The following is a 23,673-nucleotide window of genomic DNA, read 5'->3' as shown; positions in this document are numbered from 1 at the left end:
GGCTTAGATTAATCCTAAACTTGCGTTGTGCGAAGCGAAGTGAGTGGTGCTTCGCATAAGGTATTGTGTAAGTTGACGCATGTTACTGCTCGGTAGCTTATTTGCAGAGCTTGCAGACGCAAATGAGCCATATCCTGCTAGCAGGCAATACCAAGAAATAACCGGATAGTATTGCGTCATTGTGTGCTTTTCGAGGACCGATGCAATATCTTTTTTCGCACGCCAAGTGTCAATAACGTCGGCTAATTGTGTTGAAATATTGTTATTTTCGCGGTTATCAATCCAATACTGCGATCCCGTTCGCGTGTTCATTTTATAGTGGCAAACAATATAGTCTCTGACACCATTGAAGCGTTTTCTAATACTTTCATTGAATGCGAGCTTAATGCGATCTGGTTCTGATGTATACATAGGATCTAATAAGCTTGAGGCCAATTTGAGCACGGTTTCTTGTACAAGGTGCAGGGCTGTTGCTTCCAATGGTTCGATAAAGCCTTGCGACAGGCCAACAGCAACCACGTTTTTGTGCCAGTGACGCTGAACCTGACCTACCTTCATTTTTAGGTGTTTTGCCGGCTTTTGCTCCGCGCCACTATCCTTGCTCATATCGGCTCCAATGTGATCCCGTAATTCTTTTTCAGCCTGTTCAGGTGACAAATACTGGTCACTATAAACATAACCATTCCCCGTTCTATTGGTTAGCGGAATTTGCCACGCCCAACCGGCAGACAAGGCTGTCGCCTTTGTCTCAGCGGCAATGATATCCTGTCTATTTGAGGGTATTGCTACTGCACTATTGTTGAATAAGTTGCTTGCAAATGTTTCAAAAGGTTCTTGCAACACACCTTGAAGCAGCAGTGAATTAAAACCCGTAGCATCAATGAAAAGATCGGCGTTAAGTTGTTCTCCAGATGCTAATTGTATCGCCTGAATACCGCTATCGGGGTGCTGCAGGACCGACTCCATTGTGCTGCTAATATGCCGTACCCCATTGCTAACGGCGTGCTGACATAAAAATGCGCCTAACTTGGCTGAATCGAAATGGTAAGCATAATTTAAGGGTACTTGCGGTTTCCCTGGTAACGGTTTTGGGCTTAGTTTGAATTTAGCTAAGTGCGCGGACAAGAAAAAGTCGTCAGGATTAACCGGAACATCCATCCCTCGGGATCGCATTTGGCAGTGATACAAAAAAGCGGCGGCTGTTTGTCGATCAAATGGAGACGGAAAAGGATGAAAATAGCGGTTCGTTTGAGTGTGTTCGCTCCAATCAATGAAGCTAATTCCATTTTTGAACGTAGCGCTGCAAGCCGGCATCCACTGCGACTCTGTAATATCAAGGAGGTCAAAAAATTTCTTTAGTTGCGGAGTTGAGCCTTCACCGACGCCAATAATACCAATTTGCGGCGACTCGACTACTGTGATTTCCCAAGCCTTTGAGTTGGCGATGTCTTCTTTATTACGTCCCAAATAATGATTCATCATATTAGCCGCCATCCATCCAGCGGTGCCTCCTCCTAAAATCAGCAGTTTTTTCATTTTTGTCTTAGTGGTTAAATGGTATCGTTAAAATTTACCAAATATTAGCAGCGAATACATGCACTCGTTTTGGTTTTTGCAAATAAGCCCCCGCACAATGCGCTGAATACGTATGCAGTTGGATAGTTATTTATAAACGATGAAGTTACACTAGCGCCATTAGTTAACATGTGGTTTACATGCACGTTGCTGATGCGTAAGACACGCAATGGCTGTCTTCCGTCTTTGCAGTTCTGCTAGCAACAATAAAACGACAATAAAAATAAGAGTAATCTATGCAAAAACAGCAACCCCGGTTGAGCTTTTGGCAGCTTTGGACTGTTAGCTTCGGTTTTTTAGGCGTGCAGTTTGGTTTTGCTTTGCAAAACGCAAATGCGAGTCGGATCCTGTCTGATTTAGGTGCCGATCTGCACTCACTTTCTTTCTTTTGGTTAGTTGCTCCGATCATGGGTTTACTTGTACAGCCGATAGTGGGCGCTGCATCTGATCGAACATGGAACAAACTTGGGCGTCGCAGACCCTTCATTTTGGCAGGTGCTATTGCGGCGGCTCTCGGCATGTTTTTGATGCCTAATGCGTCCTTGTTTGTGGCGCTCATCGCCCCTATGATTTTTGGCGTTTTAATGCTGGCACTAATGGATGCCTCGTTCAACGTATGCTTTCAGCCTTTTAGGTCGCTAGTGTCGGACATGGTACCTGCTGAACAGCGTAATTCAGGTTACTCAATTCAATCATTGTTGATTAATGTGGGTGCCGTTATTGGCTCAATACTGCCGTTTGTATTAACCAATGTTGTGGGCTTGGAGAACACTGCAAAGGCAGGCGCTGTAGCGCCGTCGGTGGTGTGGGCTTTTTATATTGGCGCTACTGTTTTACTCGGCAGTGTGTTGTGGACGGTTTTTAGAACCAAAGAATACAAGCCCAAAGATTACTACGCATACAAAGGTTTAGATGCCGCACAGGTTGAAAAAAATCTTGCTCAGCAGAAGACCTTGGGGCAAAAGTTGTCTGAGTTTTTTGGGCTAATGAAAACCATGCCAGACACTATGAAACAGCTTGCGCTTGTGCAATTTTTCTCATGGTTTGCGCTATTTATTATGTGGGTTTACACAACGCCAGCAATTACTCAACATATTTGGGGCGTAGAGGTTAAGTGGTTCGATCCTGCTTACTTAAAATCAGTCGATGTCCCCGCATCTATTATCGCAGCAAAGGGTGCCGCAGGTGATTGGGTGGGTATATTGTTTGCCGCGTATTCCTTCTTCGCCGCTATTTTCTCCGTTTTCCTAGCTAAATTGGCAGACAAAATTGGACGTAAAGTAGTGTACGCAGGCTCGCTATTTATTGGCGGCATCAGCTACATTAGCTTCTTATTCTTTGAAGATCTAACGCCAACCACAGTCAATCTATTGATCACACAAGTGACTGTGCCTGCGGGCGCTGTAAACTTGATAGTTCCGATGATAGGTATCGGGATCGCATGGGCTGCAATATTGGCAATGCCATACGCCATGCTCGCAGGCTCGTTGCCAGCTGATAAAACGGGTGTTTATATGGGTATCTTCAACTTTACCATTGCAATGCCGCAAATTGTGTGTGGTTTAACCGCTGGTTTTATTCTGAAGTATGCTTTTGGCAATGAAGCGGTGTATATCATCATGGTCTCGGGTGTTGCTATGATATTCGCGGGGTTCGCTGTTTTTAGAGTGAAGGAACATGTTCAAGTGACTAGCTTGCAGTAAAGCCATAACCGCAAGATTGCCTAACGATTAGTTCTGGCGGCATTAAGTAATCAGTTACCGGCTCGTTATGGATCAGTTTCAGTAGGTTTGACACTAACAGTTCGCCAGCAATTTGGGTGTTTTGTTGTACCGTTGTTAGTGGCGTAGACGCAAACTCACTAATTTGAATATTGTCATAGCCAACAACAGCAATGTCTCTAGGCACTTTTAAGCCTTGGCTTCTAATTGCCCTGATTGCTCCCAACGCAATCAGGTCTGAAGCACACACAATAGCATCCGGATGTTCACCCGCAAGTATTTCCATGGCTGCTTTGTAACCCGCCAATTCAGTTGATATCGCATCTTTCTGCACTACTTTTGAGGTGTCGAACCCGCCTTGGGCGACCACTGTCATAAAACCATCAAAACGTGCTTTAAACTCAGGGGCGCTCTCATCGGCCAAGCCGATAAACGCAAAACTTCGATGCCCTAATGAGATCAAATGACGAGTGACTTCTACGCCTCCCAAAAAGTTATCACAGCCGATTGAAATACCGGGGTGTTTTTTATCAGGCGCTCCCCAACGTAAAAACCGGGTCCCTTGTTCTTCTAATTGAGATAATTTGTATTCATAGTCAGTATAACTACCGTAGCCTAATAAAATGAGGCCGTCGGCTTTGTTTGAATCTTCATACACAGCGTGCCAGTCATCCTTCAGGTTTTGGAAAGAGACAAGTAAGTCATACCCCGCGGCAGCGCTTGCTTTTGTGATACTGCCGAGCATGGAAATAAAAAACGGATTGATAAGAGAATCATCGGAAGTAGGGTCTTCAAACAGTAACAACGCTAGCGTTTGGCTCCGTTGTTTGCGCAAATTGCTCGCGTTTTTATCGACTTTATAATTAAGGTCTTTCGCAATTTTCTTTATTCTTTCTCTTGTTTCCTCATTCACCAGCGGGCTATCGCTCAAAGCCCTTGAGACGGTGGATTGTGATACACCAGCCATGTGTGCAATATCAAAAGAGGTTGCTTTACTTTTCATTTACGGATGTCATTTATAGATGAATTCTTGTTGCTAGTGGCCTAAGTTATACACTACTCGACCTAGCAAGTTCAAATTGTTTGCATATTAAGCCCCTCAATATGCAAAATTCTGACTATTGTATTAGCTTCAAAGTGATATACTAGACGAAAAGTAGCACTATATAACAAAGGAACATTTACACATGGCCGAGATTGAGCATCGACCGTCCAATTTTATCAGACAAATTATAGATAAAGATTTGCAAAGCGGCTTACATTCAACCGTATCCACCCGATTTCCACCTGAGCCAAACGGTTATTTACACATCGGTCATGCGAAGTCTATTTGCCTAAATTTTGGCATTGCTCAAGATTACCAAGGAACCTGTAATTTACGCTTTGACGATACTAATCCAGAAAAAGAAGATATCGATTTCGTGAACTCGATTAAGCACGATGTTAGCTGGCTTGGTTTTGAGTGGAATGGCAAAGAAAGATATTCATCTAACTATTTTGACCAACTGCATGACTATGCCGTTGAGCTAATAGAAAAAGGCTTAGCCTATGTTGATTTCAGTGCGCAAGAAAAAATGCGTGAAATGCGCGGAACGCTAACTCAAGCGGGCACGAATAGTCCACACAGAGATACGACACCAGCGGAAAACGTAGTGCTGTTTGCAAAAATGCGGGCGGGCGACTACAAAGAGGGTGAGTGCAGTTTGCGCGCTAAAATTGACATGAGCTCTTCTTTTATGTGTATGCGCGACCCCGTGCTGTATCGAGTGAAGTTTGCGCATCATCACCAAACAGGCGACAAGTGGTGCATTTATCCAATGTACGATTTTACGCATTGTATTTCGGATGCAATTGAAGGGATTACGCATTCTTTGTGTACGCTTGAATTTCAAGACAACCGTCGATTATATGACTGGGTCATCGACAATATTTCGATTGACTGCAGACCCAGACAATACGAGTTTTCTCGACTTAATTTAGAATACAGCGTACTAAGTAAACGTAAACTAATTCAACTAGTTGAAGAAAAGCGTGTTACCGGTTGGGATGATCCTAGAATGCCAACCCTAGCGGGTCTTCGCAGAAGAGGATATACATCTGCATCCGTTCGCGAATTTTGCTTGCGTATCGGTGTAACTAAAATGGATAACTTGGTCGAGATGAGTATGCTCGAAGCATGTATTCGGGATGAATTGAACGCCAATGCACCGCGCAGAATGGCAGTATTAGATCCACTTAAAGTGATTATTGAAAACTATCCAGCAGATCAAGTTGAATGGCTTGATGCACCTAATCATCCAGCTGATGACACAATGGGCACTCGTAAAGTACCATTCAGCAAAGAGTTGTGGATTGAAAAGGAAGACTTTAAAGAAGCCGCGAATAAAAAGTTTAAACGTTTAGTGTTAGAAAAAGAAGTGCGTTTACGTAATGCTTATTTCTTGCGAGCCGAGCGTTGTGACGTAGATGAAAATGGTGAAGTAACCACCGTGTATTGTACTTATGATGCCAGCACACTTGGCACAGATCCCGTGGATGGCCGAAAAGCTAAGGGAGTTATTCATTGGGTAAGTGCAGCCGAGGGTAAGCAAGCGGAGGTTCGACTGTATGACCGTTTGTTTACGTCGGCAAACCCCGCATCGGAGGACGATTTTACCGCGACAATTAACCCAAGCTCATTAATTGTTAGACAAGGGTTTGTTGAACCTTCCCTGCTAAAAGCTGACAATGGCGACACGTTTCAATTTGAAAGGACCGGCTATTTTTGTATCGACAAGGACAGCAAATCTGATGCACTAGTCATTAACAGAACTGTTGAACTTCGTGATACTTGGGCGAAGATAAACCAATAAATAAGATTAGTCGTGGTCAACACGGGTGATTGTATTCAAAATAAAAAGTCTGTTGATGACAAATAATAAAGGGTAAATCCAATGCTAGCGATTTACCCTTTTTTTGTTGTATCCAGTGAACTCTTATCAAACGTGAGCTCATATCTGAGTCTATATCGGAGCTTATATCTCTCCTTTATTTGGGCTGGCAGTCTAATGATTGGCCATTTACGTGTTTGCTATCATCAGAGGCCAAATATAAATAAGTAGGCATAATATCCTCTGGTGTTTTTAATGAATCAGGCCTTTCACCAGGAAAGGCTTTGGCCCGCATGGTCGTTCTTGTTGCACCGGGATTAATACAGTTGAATCTAATACCTGAACTTTTATATTCATCGGCGAGCACCTGCATCATGCCTTCAGTTGCAAACTTAGAGATGCTGTATGTGCCCCAATATGCGCGACCTGCACGACCTACTGAGGACGTTGTGTAAATAACAGAGGCTGACTTATTTTGTTTTAATATTGGCAATAACGCTTGAGTCATAAAAAACTGACTATTGAGGTTAACCTGATTCACTTCCATAAATTCGGATTCTGTAATTTCGTGAAAAGGGCACAAATTGCCAAGAATGCTGGCATTGAATAAAACAACGTCAATTTTTTTATACTGACCTTCTATACTCGCGACCATATCCTGGTAGTGTTTAGAGGTAGCGCCTTTAAAGTCAATAGGCACTATTGATGGCGTTACGCCGCCATTGTTGATTATTTCATCATAAGTACTTTCTAACTTTGATACTGTTTTACCCAACAGAATAAGTTCAGCACCGTGTTTTGCGAAAGTAATTGCGGCTTTTCTACCAATGCCGTCACCTGCGCCCGTAATAATGATCGTCTTATTTTGTAATGCGTTTTTGGTGCTTGTGTATTGTAAGTGTGATTGCATATTTGAACTGATTATTATTTGCTAAGAATCGACGATCTGCATATTAACTTACTATATAATCAGGCTAAAGGTGTTCCTGCATATTTTTGAAAATTTACGATTTTTCATTACAAAGTATTAACAAACCTTTGCAAAGTGAACTTAAAGTCAATACTATTACGATAATTATAACTGGTCATACTTGTTAGACTATCCGCAATATCGACACGTGAATAATAAACGAAAATGTGTTCGGTAAATATTATCTGCAAGCAAGTGGGGAAATGAATGAATAAATTGTTAATTAGCACGAGTGTTTTGGTAGCGTTAGGCTTAGCTGGCTGCGGCGGTGGGGATACACTTGAAGAAATTAGAACTGAAACGACGCCACAAACTCCTTTTTCGCGTATCGTTTTTGATCCAGCAAATGGTAACTTGAATATACCAAATGACTTGTTAATGCTTCCTGGCGATGACGGCTTTTTCGATTACACGCTCAATATTCCGGTTGCCGATCCGACAAACTTTAGTGACCCTCAAAACGCGTTGAACATCCTTGATGGGTGGTCTACTAACCAGCCATTCGTTATTAACGTTGAGACGCCACCCAATACGTCTATTGATGCTGCTACCTTGAGTGCCGGCATACATTTATACGAAGCTACATTAGGTTTGAACCAGCAAGATGCTGATTGTGCAGCCATTCCCATCCCGAGTGCGGGCTGTAAAGTCGGGGATAAATTAACGTTTGGTGTTGACTATGTTCTTGGCTTAGTGGACAACAATACAGTTTCTGTTGTTCCCCTTAAGCCCCTAAAGCCGGCTCAAGGTTATTTGTTGGTAATGACAGAGGATCTTCAGGATTCATCAGGAAAAGCAGTGAAAGGTTCATCAACTTGGGACCTAGTTTCACAAGATATTGAGACTAAACCGTTGGCAACAGCGGCACAGTTAAACTTGCAAACACTGATTAATTTGCACCTGAGTTCATTGGCTAACGCCGGTGTGCAGACCGATAATATCACTTATGTTTCTGCGTTTACAACACAGTCAGTATCCAACGTACTGGACACCGTTAAGCGACTTATGATTGCTGAATTTGCGGGACGAGCGGCAGCGGGTGATCCAACCGCAGGTGAAGCACTACCGGTTATAGTTACCAGAGATGTTGAATTGGCTCCTAATTCAATGGAAGCATTGAGTCTTGTCTCCGTGGATCTCGTTACTGGCGCAGTTCAAAAAGATATTGCGGATTTACCAGCAGAAGCAGCCGGTCTTATTCCTGCTATTAATGCTGCAGATTTTTCCTCATTTACCAGCTGTTCAGGCCTATTAGTTAGTGCGGGTGGTGGATTTGGCAACGCATCTGCTGACGTCAATGTTTTTGCTTCAGGTGTTGCTGTTGGTATTCTAGGCGACGTTGGCCAATTCTGCGCGGCGAGTCGGTTTGAAGGCAATATTTCATTGCCTTATTACTCTGCTATTCCTACAGCTGAAAATCCATTAGCGCCAGTCAATAGCTTCTGGACATCAGCTTGCGACAGCGGTATCGTTTTAGCCAGAGCTGGTTCAGCCTTGGCAAGTGCGACACCTGGTCCAAACGCAGCATTGTGTACACAGGTTGGTTTGGCTGATGTAAGAATTAATGGCGAGTTACTTGATCGTGACCGTAACTTAACGAAATTTAGTTCTGTACCACAGCCGAGGGGCGGCAACATGGGTTTTGAGACATTAGACGTTCAAGTCACTGTGCCTAACCCACAAGTTGCTACTGCACTTGGTTTTAATCTTGAGAAGCCAGAAGCAGGTTGGCCTGTTGTCATGTTGGCTCACGGTATTACTTCGCAAAAAGAAGATATGCTGGCAGTCACAGGTGCTTTATCGTTAGCTGGTTTTGCTACTTTTGCGATTGATCAACCTATACATGGTTCACGTGGATTTGACTTAGATGGCGATGGCGTTGACGATTTAAATGCGACAACCGTTAGCGCTACACACTATTTAAACCTTGCTGTTTTGCCAGCAGGCAGAGATAACTTACGCCAAAGTGTTTCTGACTTGTTAGGCTTGAGATTAGGCTTGAATGCGGTTGTTGATACTAGCGCATCACAAGCAGTTGATATCGATACATCCAATGTATCCATCTTTGGTGTATCTCTTGGTGCAATCACTGGAGGTAACTTTGCCGCCGTTGCTAACACTGGTTTCAATGGTCCGCTGAGCGCTTTTGATAGCATGTTCGCAATTCAAGCTGCGTCCTTAGAATCCCCTGGAGGGGGCACTGCAAACTTCCTATTAGAGTCGGCGGCATTCGGTCCGTTGGTCAAAGGCTTATTGCTGTCACAGGGGTCGCCAGATTTTCAGGCTTTCTTAGTGGGTACTTTTGGCACTACTGATGTTACCGAAGCACAATTAGTGGGCGCTGTGAATGGTTTCCTAGCTGCTTTATCGCCAGAACAACTTGCTGGTGCAAATGCGTTATTTAATCAGTTCTCTTTCGCCGCACAAACAGTGATTGACTCTGCCGATCCAATAAACTACTTCACTGCGTTGGCAAATAACACGCCAGTTCACATGATGACGGTAATTGGTGATGGTGGTGATAATCTGCCTGACCAAGTTATTCCGGTAACAACGGCGGTTCCTTTGGCCGGTCAACAAGCCTTGGTCAACATTATGGGCTTGCAGCAAATATCATCCACTAAAACAGGTACACCGTCTATTAGCGGTGTTGTGAAGTTTGTTGAAGGTGCCCATGGAAGTAGCTTGAGTCCTGGTAGCAGCCAAGATGTTACCGCGGAGATGCAGCGCGAAGTCGCTAACTACTTTGGTTCCAACGGAACTGCAATTGTAATAACAAATGAAGCCGTTGTCGCCAATTAGTATGATGCGTTAACAGTGTTAAGCAGATTTAAAAAGCCAGCATAATTGCTGGCTTTTTTGTGTTTATTTATCGCATCCTTTTAGAAAACGCTGGCTTTAAAACCGTTAAGTTATTTTAAGTGGGGCGATTAAACAAACTAGAAACACTTTTTAGTCAATCGATGAATTCGTTTTTAGCTAACTGTGTTAGCTAAAAAAAACTAAACTTCAATTAATAACAAAGCTAATTGCCACTGTTAATTAAAATGTGCATTATTTTGTAAAAAAATTATTAATTTATTGTAAAATATATGGTTTTTTAGCTAAACTTAAGCACTAGGCTAGGATTAAAAATTACAATAACAATAAGGATGTATTATTGATGAAAATTAACTTCTCATTATTCAAACAAACACTCACTGTTGCTGCTGCTGCTGTTGCTATTGCGCTGACTGGCTGTGGAGGAGACGGTGATAAATTTGAAGTCATTAAGCCCACGCCACTAGCACCTCCAACGCCCCCCGTTGCACCGCCAATACTACCTGCATTTGATTCAGATGGTGTACTGCAAGCCAACATTCGGTGGACAGATTATGGTGTGCCACATGTGACCGCGGATAATCTGGAAAGCATGTCTTTTGGCGTTGGTTATGCCTTCGCGCAGGATAATTTATGTATCTTGGCAGACCAAATTATTAAATATAACTCCGAACGTTCAAAATATTTGGGTCCAGACCGAAATCCGGGCACTGGTGATTCAGAGCATTTAATTAATGATTTTGGATTCTTAACGCTGGGGATCCGAGAGCTAGCAGAACAAAATTTAGCCACCTTAAGCGCAAATAGTCGTGCAATGTTAAGCGGTTACACGAAAGGCTTTAACCGATATTTAAATGAGACTGGCGCTGCAAATATCGATCCTAGTTGCGCAAATCAACCCTGGGTACAAGATATAGACAGCACAGATTTGTTAACCTACTCAATGGGTGTTGCATTGTTACCTGGTGCAGCCAATTTCCTTGGTCCAATGTTTATTGCCGCTCCTCCCGGAGAAAATCCATTTCCAACTCCGGTTGCCGCTGCGCCAGGGATGTCTCTTGAGCAAGGACTTCCGTTTAAGATTGAGCCTACTATTGCTATACCAGAAAGAAACCCTCAAGACATGGGCTCAAATGGATGGGGCCTTGGCTCTGATAAGACCGAAAATGGCATGGGAATGGTGCTTGGTAATCCTCACTTTCCGCACACAGGTAACCTACGTTTTTGGCAATTTCACACGACTATTCCAGGCTATTTAAACGTGATGGGAGGCTCACTTATGGGCTTGCCGGGTGCGGTTAATATTGGCTTTAATGAAAACGTAGCGTGGACACATACATTCTCTACTGCAGAGCATTTTGTGGTATACCAACTTCAGTTAGACGCGACGGATGCAAATAATTTAACTCATTCTGTGGATGGTAGTAAAAGAACGATTTATAAAAAAGAGCTGATGATTGATGTTGCCGTGGCGCCGGGGCAAACCATTAAGTTGAAGAAAAACACCTACACCACTAATTATGGCCCAATGATTGTCGTGCCTGGTAATTTTGAGTGGGAAGCAGGTGGCTCTGCGTTCGCTATCAAAGATGCTAATTTACCAAATTACGATGTACTTGATCATTGGCTAGCAATGAATTTAGCCACCGATATGACTGAATTTAAACAAGCATTTAAAGACTATGACGGGGTTATTTTTAATAACACTATGGCGGCGTCTAAATCCGGTGAAGTCTTCTACATTGATGACTCAACAGTGCCAGGATTAACTGCAACAGCGTTGAATGCACTAGCAACCAATCCAGCGCTGATCCAAATAAAACAAGCAGCAGGTTTCACGGTATTGCCAGGTTTTATAAGTGCATTTGATTTCAATGCGCCAGTGCCGTATGCAAGCGCACCGAAATACGAAGGTACAGACTATGTGCAAAATTCAAATGACAGTTTTTGGTTAACTAACTTTGAAAACCCAATTACAGGGGTATCACCGTTATACGGTCAGGTCGGGAATGAGCAGTCATTACGCTCTAGAATGGCGCATAAACTCCTTGCCAATGCATCTGGTTCTGACGGTAAATTTAATATGATGGAAGTGGAGGAGGCCTTACTGAGTAATCGAAATTATCTGAGTGAAGCTATTCTTCCTGAGCTACTATCAATTTGCCAAGCAAACCGAGAAGATGATATTGATGTAAGCGGTCGTACGATTAATTTAGGTGAGGGTTGTGATGCATTAACAGCTTGGGACTCGACGATGAATATCGACAGTGTCGGTGCTCATGTATTTAGAGAGTTTGCGTTCCAATTTAGACGTAATCCACAATGGGCGGTAGCCTATGATGTAAGCGATGTGTTGAATACACCAAGAGGTTTAGTGGATAATTCAGTCACAGTAATGCAATTAGCTACCGCAGTCGATAAAATCGAACGCGCTGGAATTGCCTTAGATGCGACGCTGGGTGAAGTGCAGTTTGTTGAGAAAAGCACGGCTGCAGGCTTGCCCAGTGGAGAACGTTTACCGTGGGGTGGTGCACATAACGTGGAAGGGGGGTTTAATGTATTTAGTACAAGCACATCCAATAATGGTACTGAGCTTCCTCGCCACACTTATCCTGCTATGGACAATAGCTCAATATTGAGTGCGGATGCTCAGGGTTATCATATTACTTCTGGCAGTAGCTGGATTTTTATTGCTAATTTCACTGAAGATGGTCCTGTTGCCAAAGGTTTGCTGACCTATTCACAATCACATAATCCTGGATCGGAGCAATCTGACGATCAAACGAAATTGTATTCTTTGCAACCTCAATTACGTCCTTTACGCTTTACTGAAGCAGATATTGCCGCGAACTTGGTGAAAGAAGTCAATATAACAAGTGCTGTTCAGGAATGATTAGACGAAATTTGTCTTTAATCTGAATCTGCATCGGATTTATATGGTATAAATTTCTCCATTGTAAAAAATACATAAAACGCGTAAAAAATAAAAAAAAGGGCCTTCGGGTCCTTTTATTTTGTGTTTTTGGCCCAAGATACACTTGGTAAATTCAGTATAGAGGAATGCAATTTGGAATTTTTATTTGTATATGGTTTGTTTTTAGCGAAAGCAATCACCATCGTTGTTGCGATAGTCGTCGTTGTTGGTTTCATAATTGGCATTGCTGTCAAACAGAAGCAATCAAGCGCAAGCGGTAACCTTGAATTTGAATCTTTGTCAGAGCACTTTGACGATATCAAAAGCCAAGCTCAACACGTACTTTTAGACAAAGACGAGTTGAAGAAGTTTGAGAAAGAAGAAAAGCAAAAACAAAAAAAGAAATCATCGAAAAAAGACGAAGAAAAGAAGAATAATATGTTCGTTTTGAATTTCAATGGTTCGATGAATGCGCAAGAAGTCGAACAATTACGCGAAGAGATCACTGCAATACTTTGTGTCGCAACAAAAGATGATGAAGTGTTAGTCAATGTTGAAAGTGGCGGCGGCGTTGTTCATGGGTATGGACTTGGAGCGTCACAACTACAGCGTATTAAAGACAAACAAATTAAGTTAACTGTGAGTGTTGATAAAGTGGCTGCAAGCGGCGGATATATGATGGCTTGTGTTGCAGACCACATCATTAGTGCTCCTTTTGCTATCATTGGTTCGATTGGTGTTATTGCTCAGTTACCTAATTTCAATAAAGTGTTAAAGAAAAATGAAATTGAATTTGAACAACATACGGCCGGCGATTTTAAGCGCACTTTAACTATGTTTGGTGAAAACACCGATGAAGGTCGCAATAAATTCAAGGAAGAAATTGAAGACGTGCATGTCATGTTTAAAGGCTTTGTTAAACAACATCGTCCAGAGTTGGAAATTGATAAAGTGGCTACGGGTGAATATTGGTATGGTCAGCGCGCAAAAGAATTAAATTTAGTCGATGAATTGAAAACATCAGATGACTTTTTAATGGATGCAAACAACAAATATAGATTGTTTCACATTAAATATGCGACCAAGAAAACACTTGCTCAAAAGTTAGGTTTTTCAGCATATCAAGCTATCGAACAGACATTTATGCGATTGGTTGATGCTGGAAACAAGTTATACCGCTAGTGTAAAAGTAGATTACACCCAATAAAAAAGCGGCCATGCCGCTTTTTTAATTACTAAGCTAAGGATAGATTACCTTAAAGACAAATCAGTATTGCTATCGGGGTGCTTTCGCGCCCGGATTGATGTCTTGGATTTGCTTCGTATAAAAATCCTTTACTGAAAAGCTAGAGGCTGACTTTTTGCTCTTGGCTTTTGCTTTAGCAGGCGCTTTTGGTTTCTCTATTTTAGCTTCTTTTACCGGCTCTTCTACTTTTTGTTTTTTGAGAGTAGGCGCTGCGCCCATGCTATCAGCCATTTCTTCTAGTTGTGCTAAACGGATGTTTTTACCACCGTCTACAGTGTACCAACCACCTTTTGCCTCGATTATTGGTGCTTTACCATTTGCTGCTTCGTAAGCGGCTGTGAATTTTGCTAAGACGCTGTCTTTGTCTAATTTGCTCATACGTTCTTATGAACCCTTTTTATAATAGTAATGTTAATATACCTTTTTTATTTCAAATGTCTAATTTGAGTGATTTGGAGCCGTATTTTTGTGAGAAGACATGAATTTATTAGATTAATTGACGATTTGCTACTGCCAAATACAGTTAATGACTATTGTCCAAATGGACTACAAGTGGAAGGGACTGACGAAATTAGCAAAGTGATTACCGGTGTTACAGCATCCCAAGCATTGATTGATGAGGCAATAAAACGCAAAGCCAATTGTATTTTGGTGCATCATGGTTATTTTTGGAAAGGCGAGTCACAGCCAATTACGGGTATTAAAATGCGCCGCATCAAATCACTTTTAATGCACGATATTAATTTGTTAGCGTATCATCTGCCTATTGATATACATCCAACCCTTGGCAATAACGCACAATTAGGTAATTTATTGAACGTGAGCGGTATTCAGTCTCATCCTACATTAAAGCCAAGTGGCATTGTAATGTCCGCAGAGATGGCGCGGGTGATTGATGCGACAACCTTTCAAAAGCAAATTTCGATCGCGCTAAATCGAGAAATACTGCATGTGAGTGGTCGCTCCAATAAACCGATTAAGCGAGTTGCATGGTGCACTGGTGGAGGACAAGGTTATATTGATGCTTGTGCGGAGTTAGGTGTTGATGCGTTTATTTCTGGGGAAATATCAGAGCAAACCACGCACAGTGCCAGAGAACTCGATATTCACTATTTTGCGGCGGGTCATCATGCAACTGAACGCTATGGTGTTAAGGCAATTGGTGAGTATTTAAATACGTTACCGGGCATTGAAGTTGAGTTCGTTGATATTCATAATCCTGCATAATGCTGGTTTTTGGATGGCATTTTGCAACACGCACGTAATCCTTCATTAGGGCTTAGTAAATCGATGGAGGGATCCGTTCATCGTAAATTGTATAAAAATTTTATTAAGATATTAGGTGCTCACAATAAAACATGAAAGATAGAAAAGTAGCGACGCCAACAGATACATTTTTCAACGGTATTGCGAATAAATTTGACAATAATATCTATGGCACCACTAAAGGGCGTTTGCGTCATCAGATGTTACTGCATTACTTGTCTGCGTTAATTCATTCACCGCAGCGTTTGGCTGTTTTAGATGCTGGCGGTGGGACAGGGATGATGTCATTAGAGTTTGCGCAAGCGGGTCATCAAGTCACCTTATGCGATGGCTCAGAAGAGGTGCTTAATATTGCAAAGCAACGTTTGGCTGGCGCAACATTGGCAGGTGCAACGAATACAAGTGTTGAGCAAACAGATATATTGTCACTTAACTATCCGCAACAATTCGACGTCGTTCTTTGCCATGCGGTGCTTGAATGGTTGCAAGAGCCTCTAGTGATTGTCGACAAGCTATTTACTCAATTGCGCCAAGGTGGTCGATTATCCTTGAGTTTCTTTAATCGCGATGCTGCTTTGTTTAATAATGCTATTTGGGGGAATTTTGATTATATTGATGCTGGCTTGAAAGCCCGCAATCAAGTCAGATTAAATCCACATAATGCGCAACGCCCAAGTGAGATCATGCACTATATTCAGCATAAATACCCTACTTACACAATCGAGCATAAAGCAGGAATAAGGTGCTTTCATGACTACTTACAAGATCGCAGTAAGCAAGTTGATGAATATGACAAAATTCTTGCATTAGAAATGAAATATGGGGCAACCGAACCTTACATGTGGCTCGGTAAGTATTTCCATTTAATTATTAAAAAAGACTAATGTAAATGCGCAATATTGTCTTAATGTAAATTAAGCTTCTAATGCGGCGGTGATGTCAGCTTCCATCTGCTCGGGTTTGGTGGCGGGGCTGTAGCGTTTAATAACGACACCTTGTTTGTTGACTAAAAATTTAGTGAAATTCCACTTAATTCGTTTACTCCCTAAAACACCAGGTGCAGCATCCTTTAGTAATTTGTAAATAGGTGCTGCATTGTCGCCATTGACCTCTACTTTTTTCGAAAGAGGAAAAGATAGATTGAATCGCATCTCGCAAAATTGTGCAATATCACTATCTGTACCTGGTTCTTGATGACCAAATTGGTCGCAAGGGAAGCCAATAACTTCAAGCCCACTGTCTTTATGTGCCTTATACAGAGATTCTAAACCATCATATTGCGGCGTAAACCCACATTTGCTTGCAGTGTTAACAATTAGCACCACCTTGCCTTTATATTGCTTAAGTGGGACAGTATCGCCATTGTTAGCAACGTAATCTAAGTCATAAAATGTGTTGGCCATGTTATTCTCTTAATTGAATATTTATCTTAGTGTAACAGCGGGCCAAAAATAATCTGTAATTTAGCAAAAAAAAATCAAAAATTTACTATTTAACTGTAAAATTAATACGGCGTTGTGGTCATATGGGCTGCTATTTTAGGCAACGTATTCAGACAGATGTTCTTGATAATCAGACATCCGATAGGCTTCAGGAAATTCATTTATCTTTTTCCTAATTAAGTTGTAACGTTTTTTGTTGGATTCAGATAGGCGCTTGTCCTTCAGCTCGTCTACCAACACCAAGGTCTTTTGATCTTTATACTCAGCCTTTTTAATGTCGCTTAAACATTGCAATAAATTAAGCGTAAAAGCAGGAACGCTAGCGTCTAATTGACGTGCTTTATAAAATAGTTCGATAGCCTCGTTAAGTTGATTGCCGAGGTAGAGAACCATCCCTTGATCGTTCACGCGTTTCGCCTTTTCTTCTGACAGACCCAGTGATTTTTCTGTTTCTAGTATAAGGCTGCCGGCTAATATTTGGTCAATTTGATCATCTTTAGCCGATAGTTTACGATCTACTTCGTTCCAAACTTCACGTGCTTTATCTTCTTTACCTAAGCCAAACCAGACTTTAATTGCATCTACCATGGTTGTTAGTTTTGCATTTTTTGCATCGCCGACGGTTTTGTTTAAGATAATGCGTTCAGCTTTTTGTTTATCGCCTTCCAATAAGCTTGCAAGAGCAAGCATAAAGTCGCGCTGGTGTTGGGTTTGGTTATCAAGAATACTTCTACTAGCGTTGCCAATTAAGCATTTTGCTGCATGTAGCTTAGGTGCGCGCTCGTTCAATGCAGAATTTTCAGCCAGCTGTAAGTGGTATCGAGCGAGTTCAATAGTGTACTCGTCAAAGCGTTCTTTAACGGTAAAATTGCTTTGTCGTTTTTTCTCTAACAGCCTAATTGCTTCTTCACTCCTGCCTTGCATTTTATAGGCGAGCACTTTTAGCTTGGTAGCCGGAATGGTGAGGTCATTTTCTTTAATATTGTCGAGAATTTTCCCCGCCAAATCATAATTTTCTTTGCCAATTTCAACACACGCCATCCATTCATAAGCTTTGTCTTTGGTTAATTGGTCGCTAATCAGGCTATCTAGCATGTTTTGGCAATGACGCCATTGTCCAGATAAAAACTCACTCTTAATTAACCCCCAATGTGCCCAGAGCACATTAGATGAACGTTCTAATATATCGCGATAAAGTGCGACTGCGTCACTGTAGCGTTGTTCACTGATCAGTAAACGTCCTTTAAGTTTAATAAAGTCGGCACGCGCGCGCTTGCTCAAACCGCCTTGAAGTGAGTCATCAACAAACTTGAGTGCTTTTGCCGGTTGTTCATTATCTAAATATTCAAGTGCAGGCTTTATTTTTGAACGAATGCTTAGGTAATGATTCATCGAGGTGTGCAAGGTTTTTATAGTGTAAGGTTTAATAATTAGGATGTCAGGGTGAATATCTAGGATTTGACTAATTGTCTGTGGCAATCGATCCGATGTTAAAAACACAACGCCGGTTGAAGGTTTAATCAGCTTTGCTTCTGCCAGATACTGTATCCACTCAACGCCATTTTTGTTTTGACCTAAGTGGAAGTCGATGACAACAACATCAAAGTCTATTGTTCTTAAACCATTCCTTAATTCTTTACCGTTGGTATAACTCGCAATATCAAACTCGCCCATAGACAGCAGATTGCTGCGCAGGTTTAGCCGAGCAGTCGTGTTATCTTCGACGATTGCGATTTTGATTTTGTGCTTCATCATATCAACTTCCTATTCATAATCAGTTCAACAGCTTATCAATTGATGCTCCAAGTTGAACGAAATTTGTGCTGTTTTTGGGTATGCACTAAAATACATAGGTCTATCGATACTAATAAATTAGTCGTTAGACAGCAGTTTTGTAACAATAATTTCACAAAAAGAAGTTGCTCGACTATACTTGACGTTTACGTAATGGTAAGGTCGAGTTTCTGTAACGGCATACTCACTGTTTAAATCATCTTAAGGTCTACTATGAACAAGATTGCTCAATTAATTGATGGACAATTTGTCCAGTCTACAACTACTGATTTTATTGAAGTGACAAACCCGGCGAATAATCAAGCTATCGCGCATGCACCTTGCGCAACGGTTGCTGAAATGGAACAAGCGGTAAGTGCAGCAACCACCGCTTTTAAAACGTGGAAAAAGATACCCGTGCCGGAACGTGCGCGTCTAATGATGCGCTATCAGCATTTACTCAAAGAAAACCATGATGAAATAGCGACTATTCTTGCACAAGAAACGGGCAAAACCTTTGCTGATGCGAAGGGCGACGTTTGGCGAGGAATTGAAGTAGTTGAGCAAGCGGCCAATATTTGTTCCATGATGATGGGAGAGACTGTTGAGAATGTTGCTACAAATATTGACACCTATAGCATGATCCAACCGTTGGGTGTTTGTTTGGGTATCACACCCTTCAATTTTCCAGCGATGATCCCACTGTGGATGTTTCCAATGGCAATTGCATGCGGTAATACATTCATTTTGAAGCCCTCGGAACAAGATCCTAATACCCCCATGAAATTAGCTGAACTTTTTATGGAAGCTGGTGCCCCTAAAGGCTTGCTAAACGTGCTGCATGGCGGCAAAGACCAAGTTAATTATTTGCTTAAGCATGATGCCATACAAGCTGTCTCATTTGTTGGTAGTGTGCCGGTGGGTCAGCATATTTATAAAACAGCAACGGACAACATGAAACGTGCGCAATGTTTTGCTGGTGCCAAAAATCATTCCGTAATTATGCCTGATTCTAATAAAGAGTTCGTGTTGAATAACTTAGTCGGTGCAAGTGTTGGTGCGGCTGGACAGCGTTGTATGGCAATTTCAGTTGCCGTATTTGTTGGTGACACTGTCGATTGGATCCCTGAATTAGCGAAAAAGATAGCTGCCGTTAAACCAGGACTTTGGAATGACAAAGACGCAGGCTACGGACCACTGATAAGCCCGCAGGCGAAAGCTAAAGTATTGGCAATGATAGAAGAGGGCAAACAACAAGGCGCAACGTGTCTGGTTGACGGTTCTGGTTTTACCTTGGAAGGATATGAAAACGGTAATTGGATTGGTCCCACTGTATTTTCTGATGTAACCGCTGAGATGAGTATTTATCAACAAGAAATCTTTGGTCCAGTGTTATGTTGCATGGTAGTCAACACACTGGAAGAGGCTATTGCGCTGGTTAATGCTAATCCATTCGGAAACGGTACATCTATATTTACTGCTAGCGGCGCAGCTGCACGCAAATATCAAAGCGAAATAGAGGTAGGCCAGGTGGGCATTAATGTGCCTATTCCAGTGCCACTGCCATTTTTCTCATTTACCGGCTGGAAAAATTCGTTTTATGGTGATTTACATGCGTATGGTAAACAGGGCGTGCGGTTTTACACAGAAACAAAAACAATTACCGCTCGCTGGTTGGATGACGACATTCCTTCAGGCCCAAATATGACTATTGAATTAAAGTAATAGCATATCATTTAACACGCCGTTGCTTGGCCCAGTAATAGCGGTTTAAGAGGCCTTCCAGCCTAGCTGTTGACGAAGAGCGATTAAAAATAGCGTTTAAAAAGAGCGATTAAAAAGAGCGAGTAACATATGAATTTTGAATTAAATGAAGACCAAACCGCCTTCGCTGCAACAGCTAGACAATTTGCTGACCAAGAGCTTGCCCCTTTCGCTGCAAAATGGGATCGAGAGCATTACTTTCCAATTGAAGCAATTCAAAAAGCCGGCGAGCTCGGTTTTTGTGGCTTATACACACCAGAAGATGAAGGCGGTTTAGGTCTATCTAGGCTTGATTCTTCGATTATATTCGAACAGCTCTCTATGGGCTGCACTACAACGACTGCGATGCTAACCATCCATAATATGGCAACTTGGATGATTGCGACGTGGGGTACAGCACAAGTTAAAGAAATGTGGATACCAACATTGGTGACAGGTGAAACCATTGCAAGTTATTGTTTAACTGAACCAGGTTCAGGTTCTGATGCTGCGTCAATGCGCACTAGCGCTAAGAAAACAGAGTCAGGTTATGTGTTAAATGGCGCTAAAGTGTTTATTTCTGGTGCCGGAGCAACTCAAGTTCTGGTCGTCATGGCTCGAACAGGTGAAGCTGGCGCCGGTGGTGTTTCAGCATTTGTGGTCGCCGCGGATGCTAAAGGTGTCGAATACGGTAAAGCAGAAGAAAAAATGGGCTGGAATGCGCAGCCAACGAGAATGATAACGTTTGTTAATGTTGAAGTCACTGCCAGTGCATTACTTGGCAATGAAGGCGAAGGTTTCAAGTTTGCAATGCAAGGGCTTGATGGTGGTCGCGTGAACATCGCTACCTGCTCTATCGGCACGGCGCAACAAGCGTTGAATACCGCACAAGCTTACATGCAAGAAAGAACACAGTTTGGTAAACCGCTAGCTAGTTTTCAAGCGCTGCAATTCAAACTTGCTGACATGGCAACAGAATTAGTTGCTGCTCGCCAGATGGTGCGCCTAGCAGCAAGTAAACTAGATAATAATCACCCTGATAAAAGCACTTACTGCGCAATGGCAAAACGTTTTGCTACCGACGTAGGTTTCGATGTTTGCAATCAAGCATTGCAAATTCATGGCGGCTACGGCTATATCAAAGAGTATCCATTGGAGCGTCATGTGCGTGATGTAAGAGTGCATCAAATACTTGAGGGTACGAATGAAATTATGCGCGTTATTATTGGACGTCGTTTAATATCATCCAATATTGAAGTGCTTTAGCATGGCAGTCATTGAAACTAAATTACTCGCGCGTAACAAATCTAGCGAATACATAGGCGTCATCACCCTTAATAAAGAAAAATCGTTAAATGCCTTGGATCTCGAAATGGTGCAATTGATGACAGCATCCTTAGCGCAATGGCGCAATGACGATTCTGTGGTTGCGGTGTTTATTGACGGCTCAGGTCATAAAGCTTTTTGTGCTGGTGGTGATGTAGTTTCGATGTATCAATCAATGAAACTGAGCCGCACTGAGCAACAACTTGAAGGAAAGTCGAAACTTGCGCATCCGCCTCAGTTTTTAAGTGACTTTTTTACTCAGGAATACAGTCTCGACTATTGCATTCATACCTATCCAAAACCGATCATTACTTGGGGCAGTGGAATTGTGATGGGTGGTGGTTTAGGTTTATTCGCGGCGTCTAAGTTTGCCATAGCCACAAATACGTCAAGGTTCGCGATGCCCGAAATTAGTATCGGATTATTCCCTGATGTTGGTGGCAGTTATTTTCTAAATAAAATGCCAGCGGGTGTCGGCTTATTTTTAGCCTTAACTGGCGCTAGTTTCAATGGCCTTGACGCCTTCGATGTTAATCTTGCTAGTCATAAGCTTGGGTCTGAAAGCAAGCAAGCATTGCTAACTCAGTTAATACACATGAATGAGGTGTCTGCGCAAGGCATTGACGTTGCTCTATCAGCATTACAATTAGTTGATGAGCCCGAATTTAGTTCGGTTGATGCTAAACTTCAACCCAATTTCAACAGTTTTCAACAATTAGCCGATGCGCCAACGTTGTCTGCAGTCGTTATGCAATTAGCGGGCATGGTTAGCCACAAAGATGATTCTAGATGGTGGTTGAAAGCGCTAAAAACACTGCAAAGTGGCAGCCCTATCACTGCAAATATAATATTCGAACAATTGAAGCGGAGCGGAGGTTACAGCTTAGCTGACTGCTTTAGACAAGAACTAAGTATAGCCCTGAGTTGCGGGATGTACGGAGAATTCGAAGAAGGTGTGAGAGCTTTGTTGATTGACAAAGATCTTACACCTAAATGGTTATATGAAAATAGAAATGATGTACCGACAAGTTTGATCCATACACATTTCACTTATTTCGCTGATGCAACGAACCCTTTGCATCAACTTGAACAAACTTACGGAGGTTAGCATGGCTAAGATTGCATTTTTCGGATTGGGTAACATGGGTGCATCCATGGCTAAAAACTTGGTCAAAGCAAAGTTTAACGTCACTGTTTTTGATCTGGTTGGGTCGCAAGTGCAGCTTTTAGCTGAGGCCGGCGCAACACCCGGTAGCAGTGTTAAACAGGCCGTAGAGAGTGCCGATATTATTATTTCTATGCTGCCAGCAGGCAAGCATGTTGAATCCCTTTATTTTGACGAAGACGGCATTGTAAATAATATTTCAGCTAAGTCCTTATTTATTGATTGCAGTACGATTGAATCAAGCACCGCCAAAAGTATTGGCGAAAAACTGCAGGCACAGGGCCATCGATTTATTGATGCGCCTGTATCAGGCGGGGTGGCTGGAGCCGCAGCGGGCAGCTTAACTTTCATAGTGGGTGGCGATAAAGCTGATTTTGATGAGGCACAAAGTTGCTTGCAAGCGATGGGCAAGAACATATTCCATGCCGGTGGTATCGGCGCTGGGCAAGTTGCTAAAATATGCAATAATATGTTGCTCGCAATCCTAATGGCAGGAACGTCAGAGGCATTGCAATTGGGTATCGACAATGGTTTAGATCCTAAAGTCATGTCCGATATTATGTTGCAAAGCTCAGGACGGAATTGGACATTAGAGCTGTATAACCCTTGCCCTGGTGTGATGCCTAATGTGCCATCATCAAATGATTATCAAGGTGGTTTTTTGGTCGATCTAATGAACAAAGACCTGGGTTTAGCAATGGGCACAGCGGCAAATAATCGATCCGTCGTACCCTTGGGCCAATTGGCTAAGTCATTATTCCAAATGCACGGTAATGCAGGCAATGGTAACTTGGACTTCTCTAGTATCTTCAATGCCTATAAACACGGCTAACGGCGCTTCT

At 42.3% G+C, this 23,673-nt stretch carries 17 protein-coding genes; 11 read left to right on the top strand and 6 right to left on the bottom strand.

Going from position 1 to position 23,673, the window contains the following annotated elements; all coding sequences use genetic code 11:
• Positions 1-3: 3 nt before the first annotated feature.
• Positions 4-1,536 (bottom strand): tryptophan halogenase family protein, encoded by a 1,533-nt coding sequence (locus G399_RS0114220; RefSeq protein ID WP_006010207.1) that lies wholly within the window; start codon positions 1,534-1,536, stop codon positions 4-6.
• A 275-nt stretch (positions 1,537-1,811) separates the two neighbouring features.
• On the opposite strand from G399_RS0114220, the gene G399_RS0114215 reads away from it, so the two are divergent.
• Positions 1,812-3,278, top strand: a complete 1,467-nt coding sequence (locus G399_RS0114215; protein WP_006010203.1) for an MFS transporter — start codon at positions 1,812-1,814, stop codon at positions 3,276-3,278.
• On the opposite strand, the gene G399_RS0114210 is transcribed toward G399_RS0114215, so the two are convergent.
• Complete coding sequence (locus G399_RS0114210; protein WP_006010201.1) at positions 3,265-4,299, bottom strand: LacI family DNA-binding transcriptional regulator; 1,035 nt, start codon at positions 4,297-4,299, stop codon at positions 3,265-3,267. The genes G399_RS0114215 and G399_RS0114210 overlap by 14 nt on opposite strands.
• Before the next feature lie 184 nt (positions 4,300-4,483).
• Between G399_RS0114210 and glnS the strand changes: the two genes are divergently transcribed.
• On the top strand, positions 4,484-6,148 hold the full coding sequence (gene glnS, locus G399_RS0114205; protein WP_006010200.1) for a glutamine--tRNA ligase: 1,665 nt from the start codon (positions 4,484-4,486) through the stop codon (positions 6,146-6,148).
• Between the two features lie 175 nt (positions 6,149-6,323).
• Here glnS and G399_RS0114200 read toward each other — a convergent pair whose 3' ends face one another.
• Positions 6,324-7,076, bottom strand: a complete 753-nt coding sequence (locus G399_RS0114200; protein ID WP_006010199.1) for a YciK family oxidoreductase — start codon at positions 7,074-7,076, stop codon at positions 6,324-6,326.
• 267 nt (positions 7,077-7,343) lie between these two features.
• On the opposite strand from G399_RS0114200, the gene G399_RS0114195 reads away from it, so the two are divergent.
• From G399_RS0114195 to sohB, 3 genes are all read left to right on the top strand, one after another.
• The gene (locus tag G399_RS0114195) at positions 7,344-9,938 is read left to right on the top strand and encodes a VolA/Pla-1 family phospholipase (protein WP_006010198.1); all 2,595 of its coding nucleotides are present in this window, start codon (positions 7,344-7,346) and stop codon (positions 9,936-9,938) included.
• A 361-nt stretch (positions 9,939-10,299) separates the two neighbouring features.
• Positions 10,300-12,849, top strand: coding sequence for an acylase (locus G399_RS0114190; RefSeq protein WP_006010197.1), 2,550 nt, complete (start codon positions 10,300-10,302; stop codon positions 12,847-12,849).
• A gap of 174 nt (positions 12,850-13,023) precedes the next feature.
• A complete protein-coding gene (gene sohB, locus G399_RS0114185) occupies positions 13,024-14,052 on the top strand; it encodes a protease SohB (RefSeq protein WP_006010196.1) in 1,029 nt (342 codons plus the stop codon).
• A gap of 94 nt (positions 14,053-14,146) precedes the next feature.
• Here the strand turns inward: sohB and G399_RS0114180 are convergent, their stop codons facing one another.
• Entirely contained in the window at positions 14,147-14,494 is a 348-nt protein-coding gene (locus G399_RS0114180; RefSeq protein WP_006010195.1) for a hypothetical protein, read from the bottom strand.
• 90 nt (positions 14,495-14,584) lie between these two features.
• On the opposite strand from G399_RS0114180, the gene G399_RS0114175 reads away from it, so the two are divergent.
• Both G399_RS0114175 and G399_RS0114170 read left to right on the top strand, forming a co-directional pair.
• Positions 14,585-15,343 (top strand): Nif3-like dinuclear metal center hexameric protein, encoded by a 759-nt coding sequence (locus G399_RS0114175; RefSeq protein WP_006010194.1) that lies wholly within the window; start codon positions 14,585-14,587, stop codon positions 15,341-15,343.
• Between the two features lie 131 nt (positions 15,344-15,474).
• The gene (locus tag G399_RS0114170; protein ID WP_006010193.1) at positions 15,475-16,266 is read left to right on the top strand and encodes a methyltransferase domain-containing protein; all 792 of its coding nucleotides are present in this window, start codon (positions 15,475-15,477) and stop codon (positions 16,264-16,266) included.
• A 30-nt stretch (positions 16,267-16,296) separates the two neighbouring features.
• On the opposite strand, the gene G399_RS0114165 is transcribed toward G399_RS0114170, so the two are convergent.
• Positions 16,297-16,785 carry a glutathione peroxidase gene (locus G399_RS0114165; protein WP_006010192.1) on the bottom strand — a complete coding sequence of 163 codons (489 nt, stop codon included), beginning with the start codon at positions 16,783-16,785 and terminating at the stop codon, positions 16,297-16,299.
• Positions 16,786-16,920: 135 nt separating this feature from the next.
• Complete coding sequence (locus tag G399_RS0114160) at positions 16,921-18,579, bottom strand: response regulator (protein WP_006010190.1); 1,659 nt, start codon at positions 18,577-18,579, stop codon at positions 16,921-16,923.
• A 252-nt stretch (positions 18,580-18,831) separates the two neighbouring features.
• On the opposite strand from G399_RS0114160, the gene G399_RS0114155 reads away from it, so the two are divergent.
• The 4 genes from G399_RS0114155 (at position 18,832) to mmsB (ending at position 23,663) form a co-directional block, all read left to right on the top strand.
• Entirely contained in the window at positions 18,832-20,322 is a 1,491-nt protein-coding gene (locus G399_RS0114155) for a CoA-acylating methylmalonate-semialdehyde dehydrogenase (protein WP_006010189.1), read from the top strand.
• Positions 20,323-20,451: 129 nt separating this feature from the next.
• Complete coding sequence (locus G399_RS0114150; RefSeq protein ID WP_006010187.1) at positions 20,452-21,606, top strand: acyl-CoA dehydrogenase family protein; 1,155 nt, start codon at positions 20,452-20,454, stop codon at positions 21,604-21,606.
• A 1-nt stretch (position 21,607) separates the two neighbouring features.
• The gene (locus G399_RS0114145; RefSeq protein WP_006010185.1) at positions 21,608-22,774 is read left to right on the top strand and encodes an enoyl-CoA hydratase/isomerase family protein; all 1,167 of its coding nucleotides are present in this window, start codon (positions 21,608-21,610) and stop codon (positions 22,772-22,774) included.
• A gap of 1 nt (position 22,775) precedes the next feature.
• Positions 22,776-23,663, top strand: a complete 888-nt coding sequence (gene mmsB / locus G399_RS0114140) for a 3-hydroxyisobutyrate dehydrogenase (RefSeq protein ID WP_006010183.1) — start codon at positions 22,776-22,778, stop codon at positions 23,661-23,663.
• Positions 23,664-23,673 lie beyond the last annotated feature (10 nt).

This window comes from Brumicola pallidula DSM 14239 = ACAM 615 (genome assembly GCF_000428905.1).
GTDB classification, from domain to species: domain Bacteria; phylum Pseudomonadota; class Gammaproteobacteria; order Enterobacterales; family Alteromonadaceae; genus Glaciecola; species Glaciecola pallidula.
Note: the sequence above shows the minus strand (reverse complement) of the source record. Positions and strands in the feature narration are given on the sequence as shown.

Coding starts and splice junctions, on each gene's coding strand:
- G399_RS0114180 (WP_006010195.1), bottom strand. CDS start 14,494: ATGAGCAAATTAGACAAAGACAGCGTCTTAGCAAAATTCACAGCCGCT.
- G399_RS0114165 (WP_006010192.1), bottom strand. CDS start 16,785: ATGGCCAACACATTTTATGACTTAGATTACGTTGCTAACAATGGCGAT.
- G399_RS0114155 (WP_006010189.1), top strand. CDS start 18,832: ATGAACAAGATTGCTCAATTAATTGATGGACAATTTGTCCAGTCTACA.
- G399_RS0114215 (WP_006010203.1), top strand. CDS start 1,812: ATGCAAAAACAGCAACCCCGGTTGAGCTTTTGGCAGCTTTGGACTGTT.
- G399_RS0114160 (WP_006010190.1), bottom strand. CDS start 18,579: ATGATGAAGCACAAAATCAAAATCGCAATCGTCGAAGATAACACGACT.
- G399_RS0114190 (WP_006010197.1), top strand. CDS start 10,300: ATGAAAATTAACTTCTCATTATTCAAACAAACACTCACTGTTGCTGCT.
- glnS (WP_006010200.1), top strand. CDS start 4,484: ATGGCCGAGATTGAGCATCGACCGTCCAATTTTATCAGACAAATTATA.
- mmsB (WP_006010183.1), top strand. CDS start 22,776: ATGGCTAAGATTGCATTTTTCGGATTGGGTAACATGGGTGCATCCATG.
- G399_RS0114150 (WP_006010187.1), top strand. CDS start 20,452: ATGAATTTTGAATTAAATGAAGACCAAACCGCCTTCGCTGCAACAGCT.
- G399_RS0114195 (WP_006010198.1), top strand. CDS start 7,344: ATGAATAAATTGTTAATTAGCACGAGTGTTTTGGTAGCGTTAGGCTTA.
- G399_RS0114170 (WP_006010193.1), top strand. CDS start 15,475: ATGAAAGATAGAAAAGTAGCGACGCCAACAGATACATTTTTCAACGGT.
- G399_RS0114220 (WP_006010207.1), bottom strand. CDS start 1,536: ATGAAAAAACTGCTGATTTTAGGAGGAGGCACCGCTGGATGGATGGCG.
- G399_RS0114145 (WP_006010185.1), top strand. CDS start 21,608: ATGGCAGTCATTGAAACTAAATTACTCGCGCGTAACAAATCTAGCGAA.
- G399_RS0114210 (WP_006010201.1), bottom strand. CDS start 4,299: ATGAAAAGTAAAGCAACCTCTTTTGATATTGCACACATGGCTGGTGTA.
- G399_RS0114200 (WP_006010199.1), bottom strand. CDS start 7,076: ATGCAATCACACTTACAATACACAAGCACCAAAAACGCATTACAAAAT.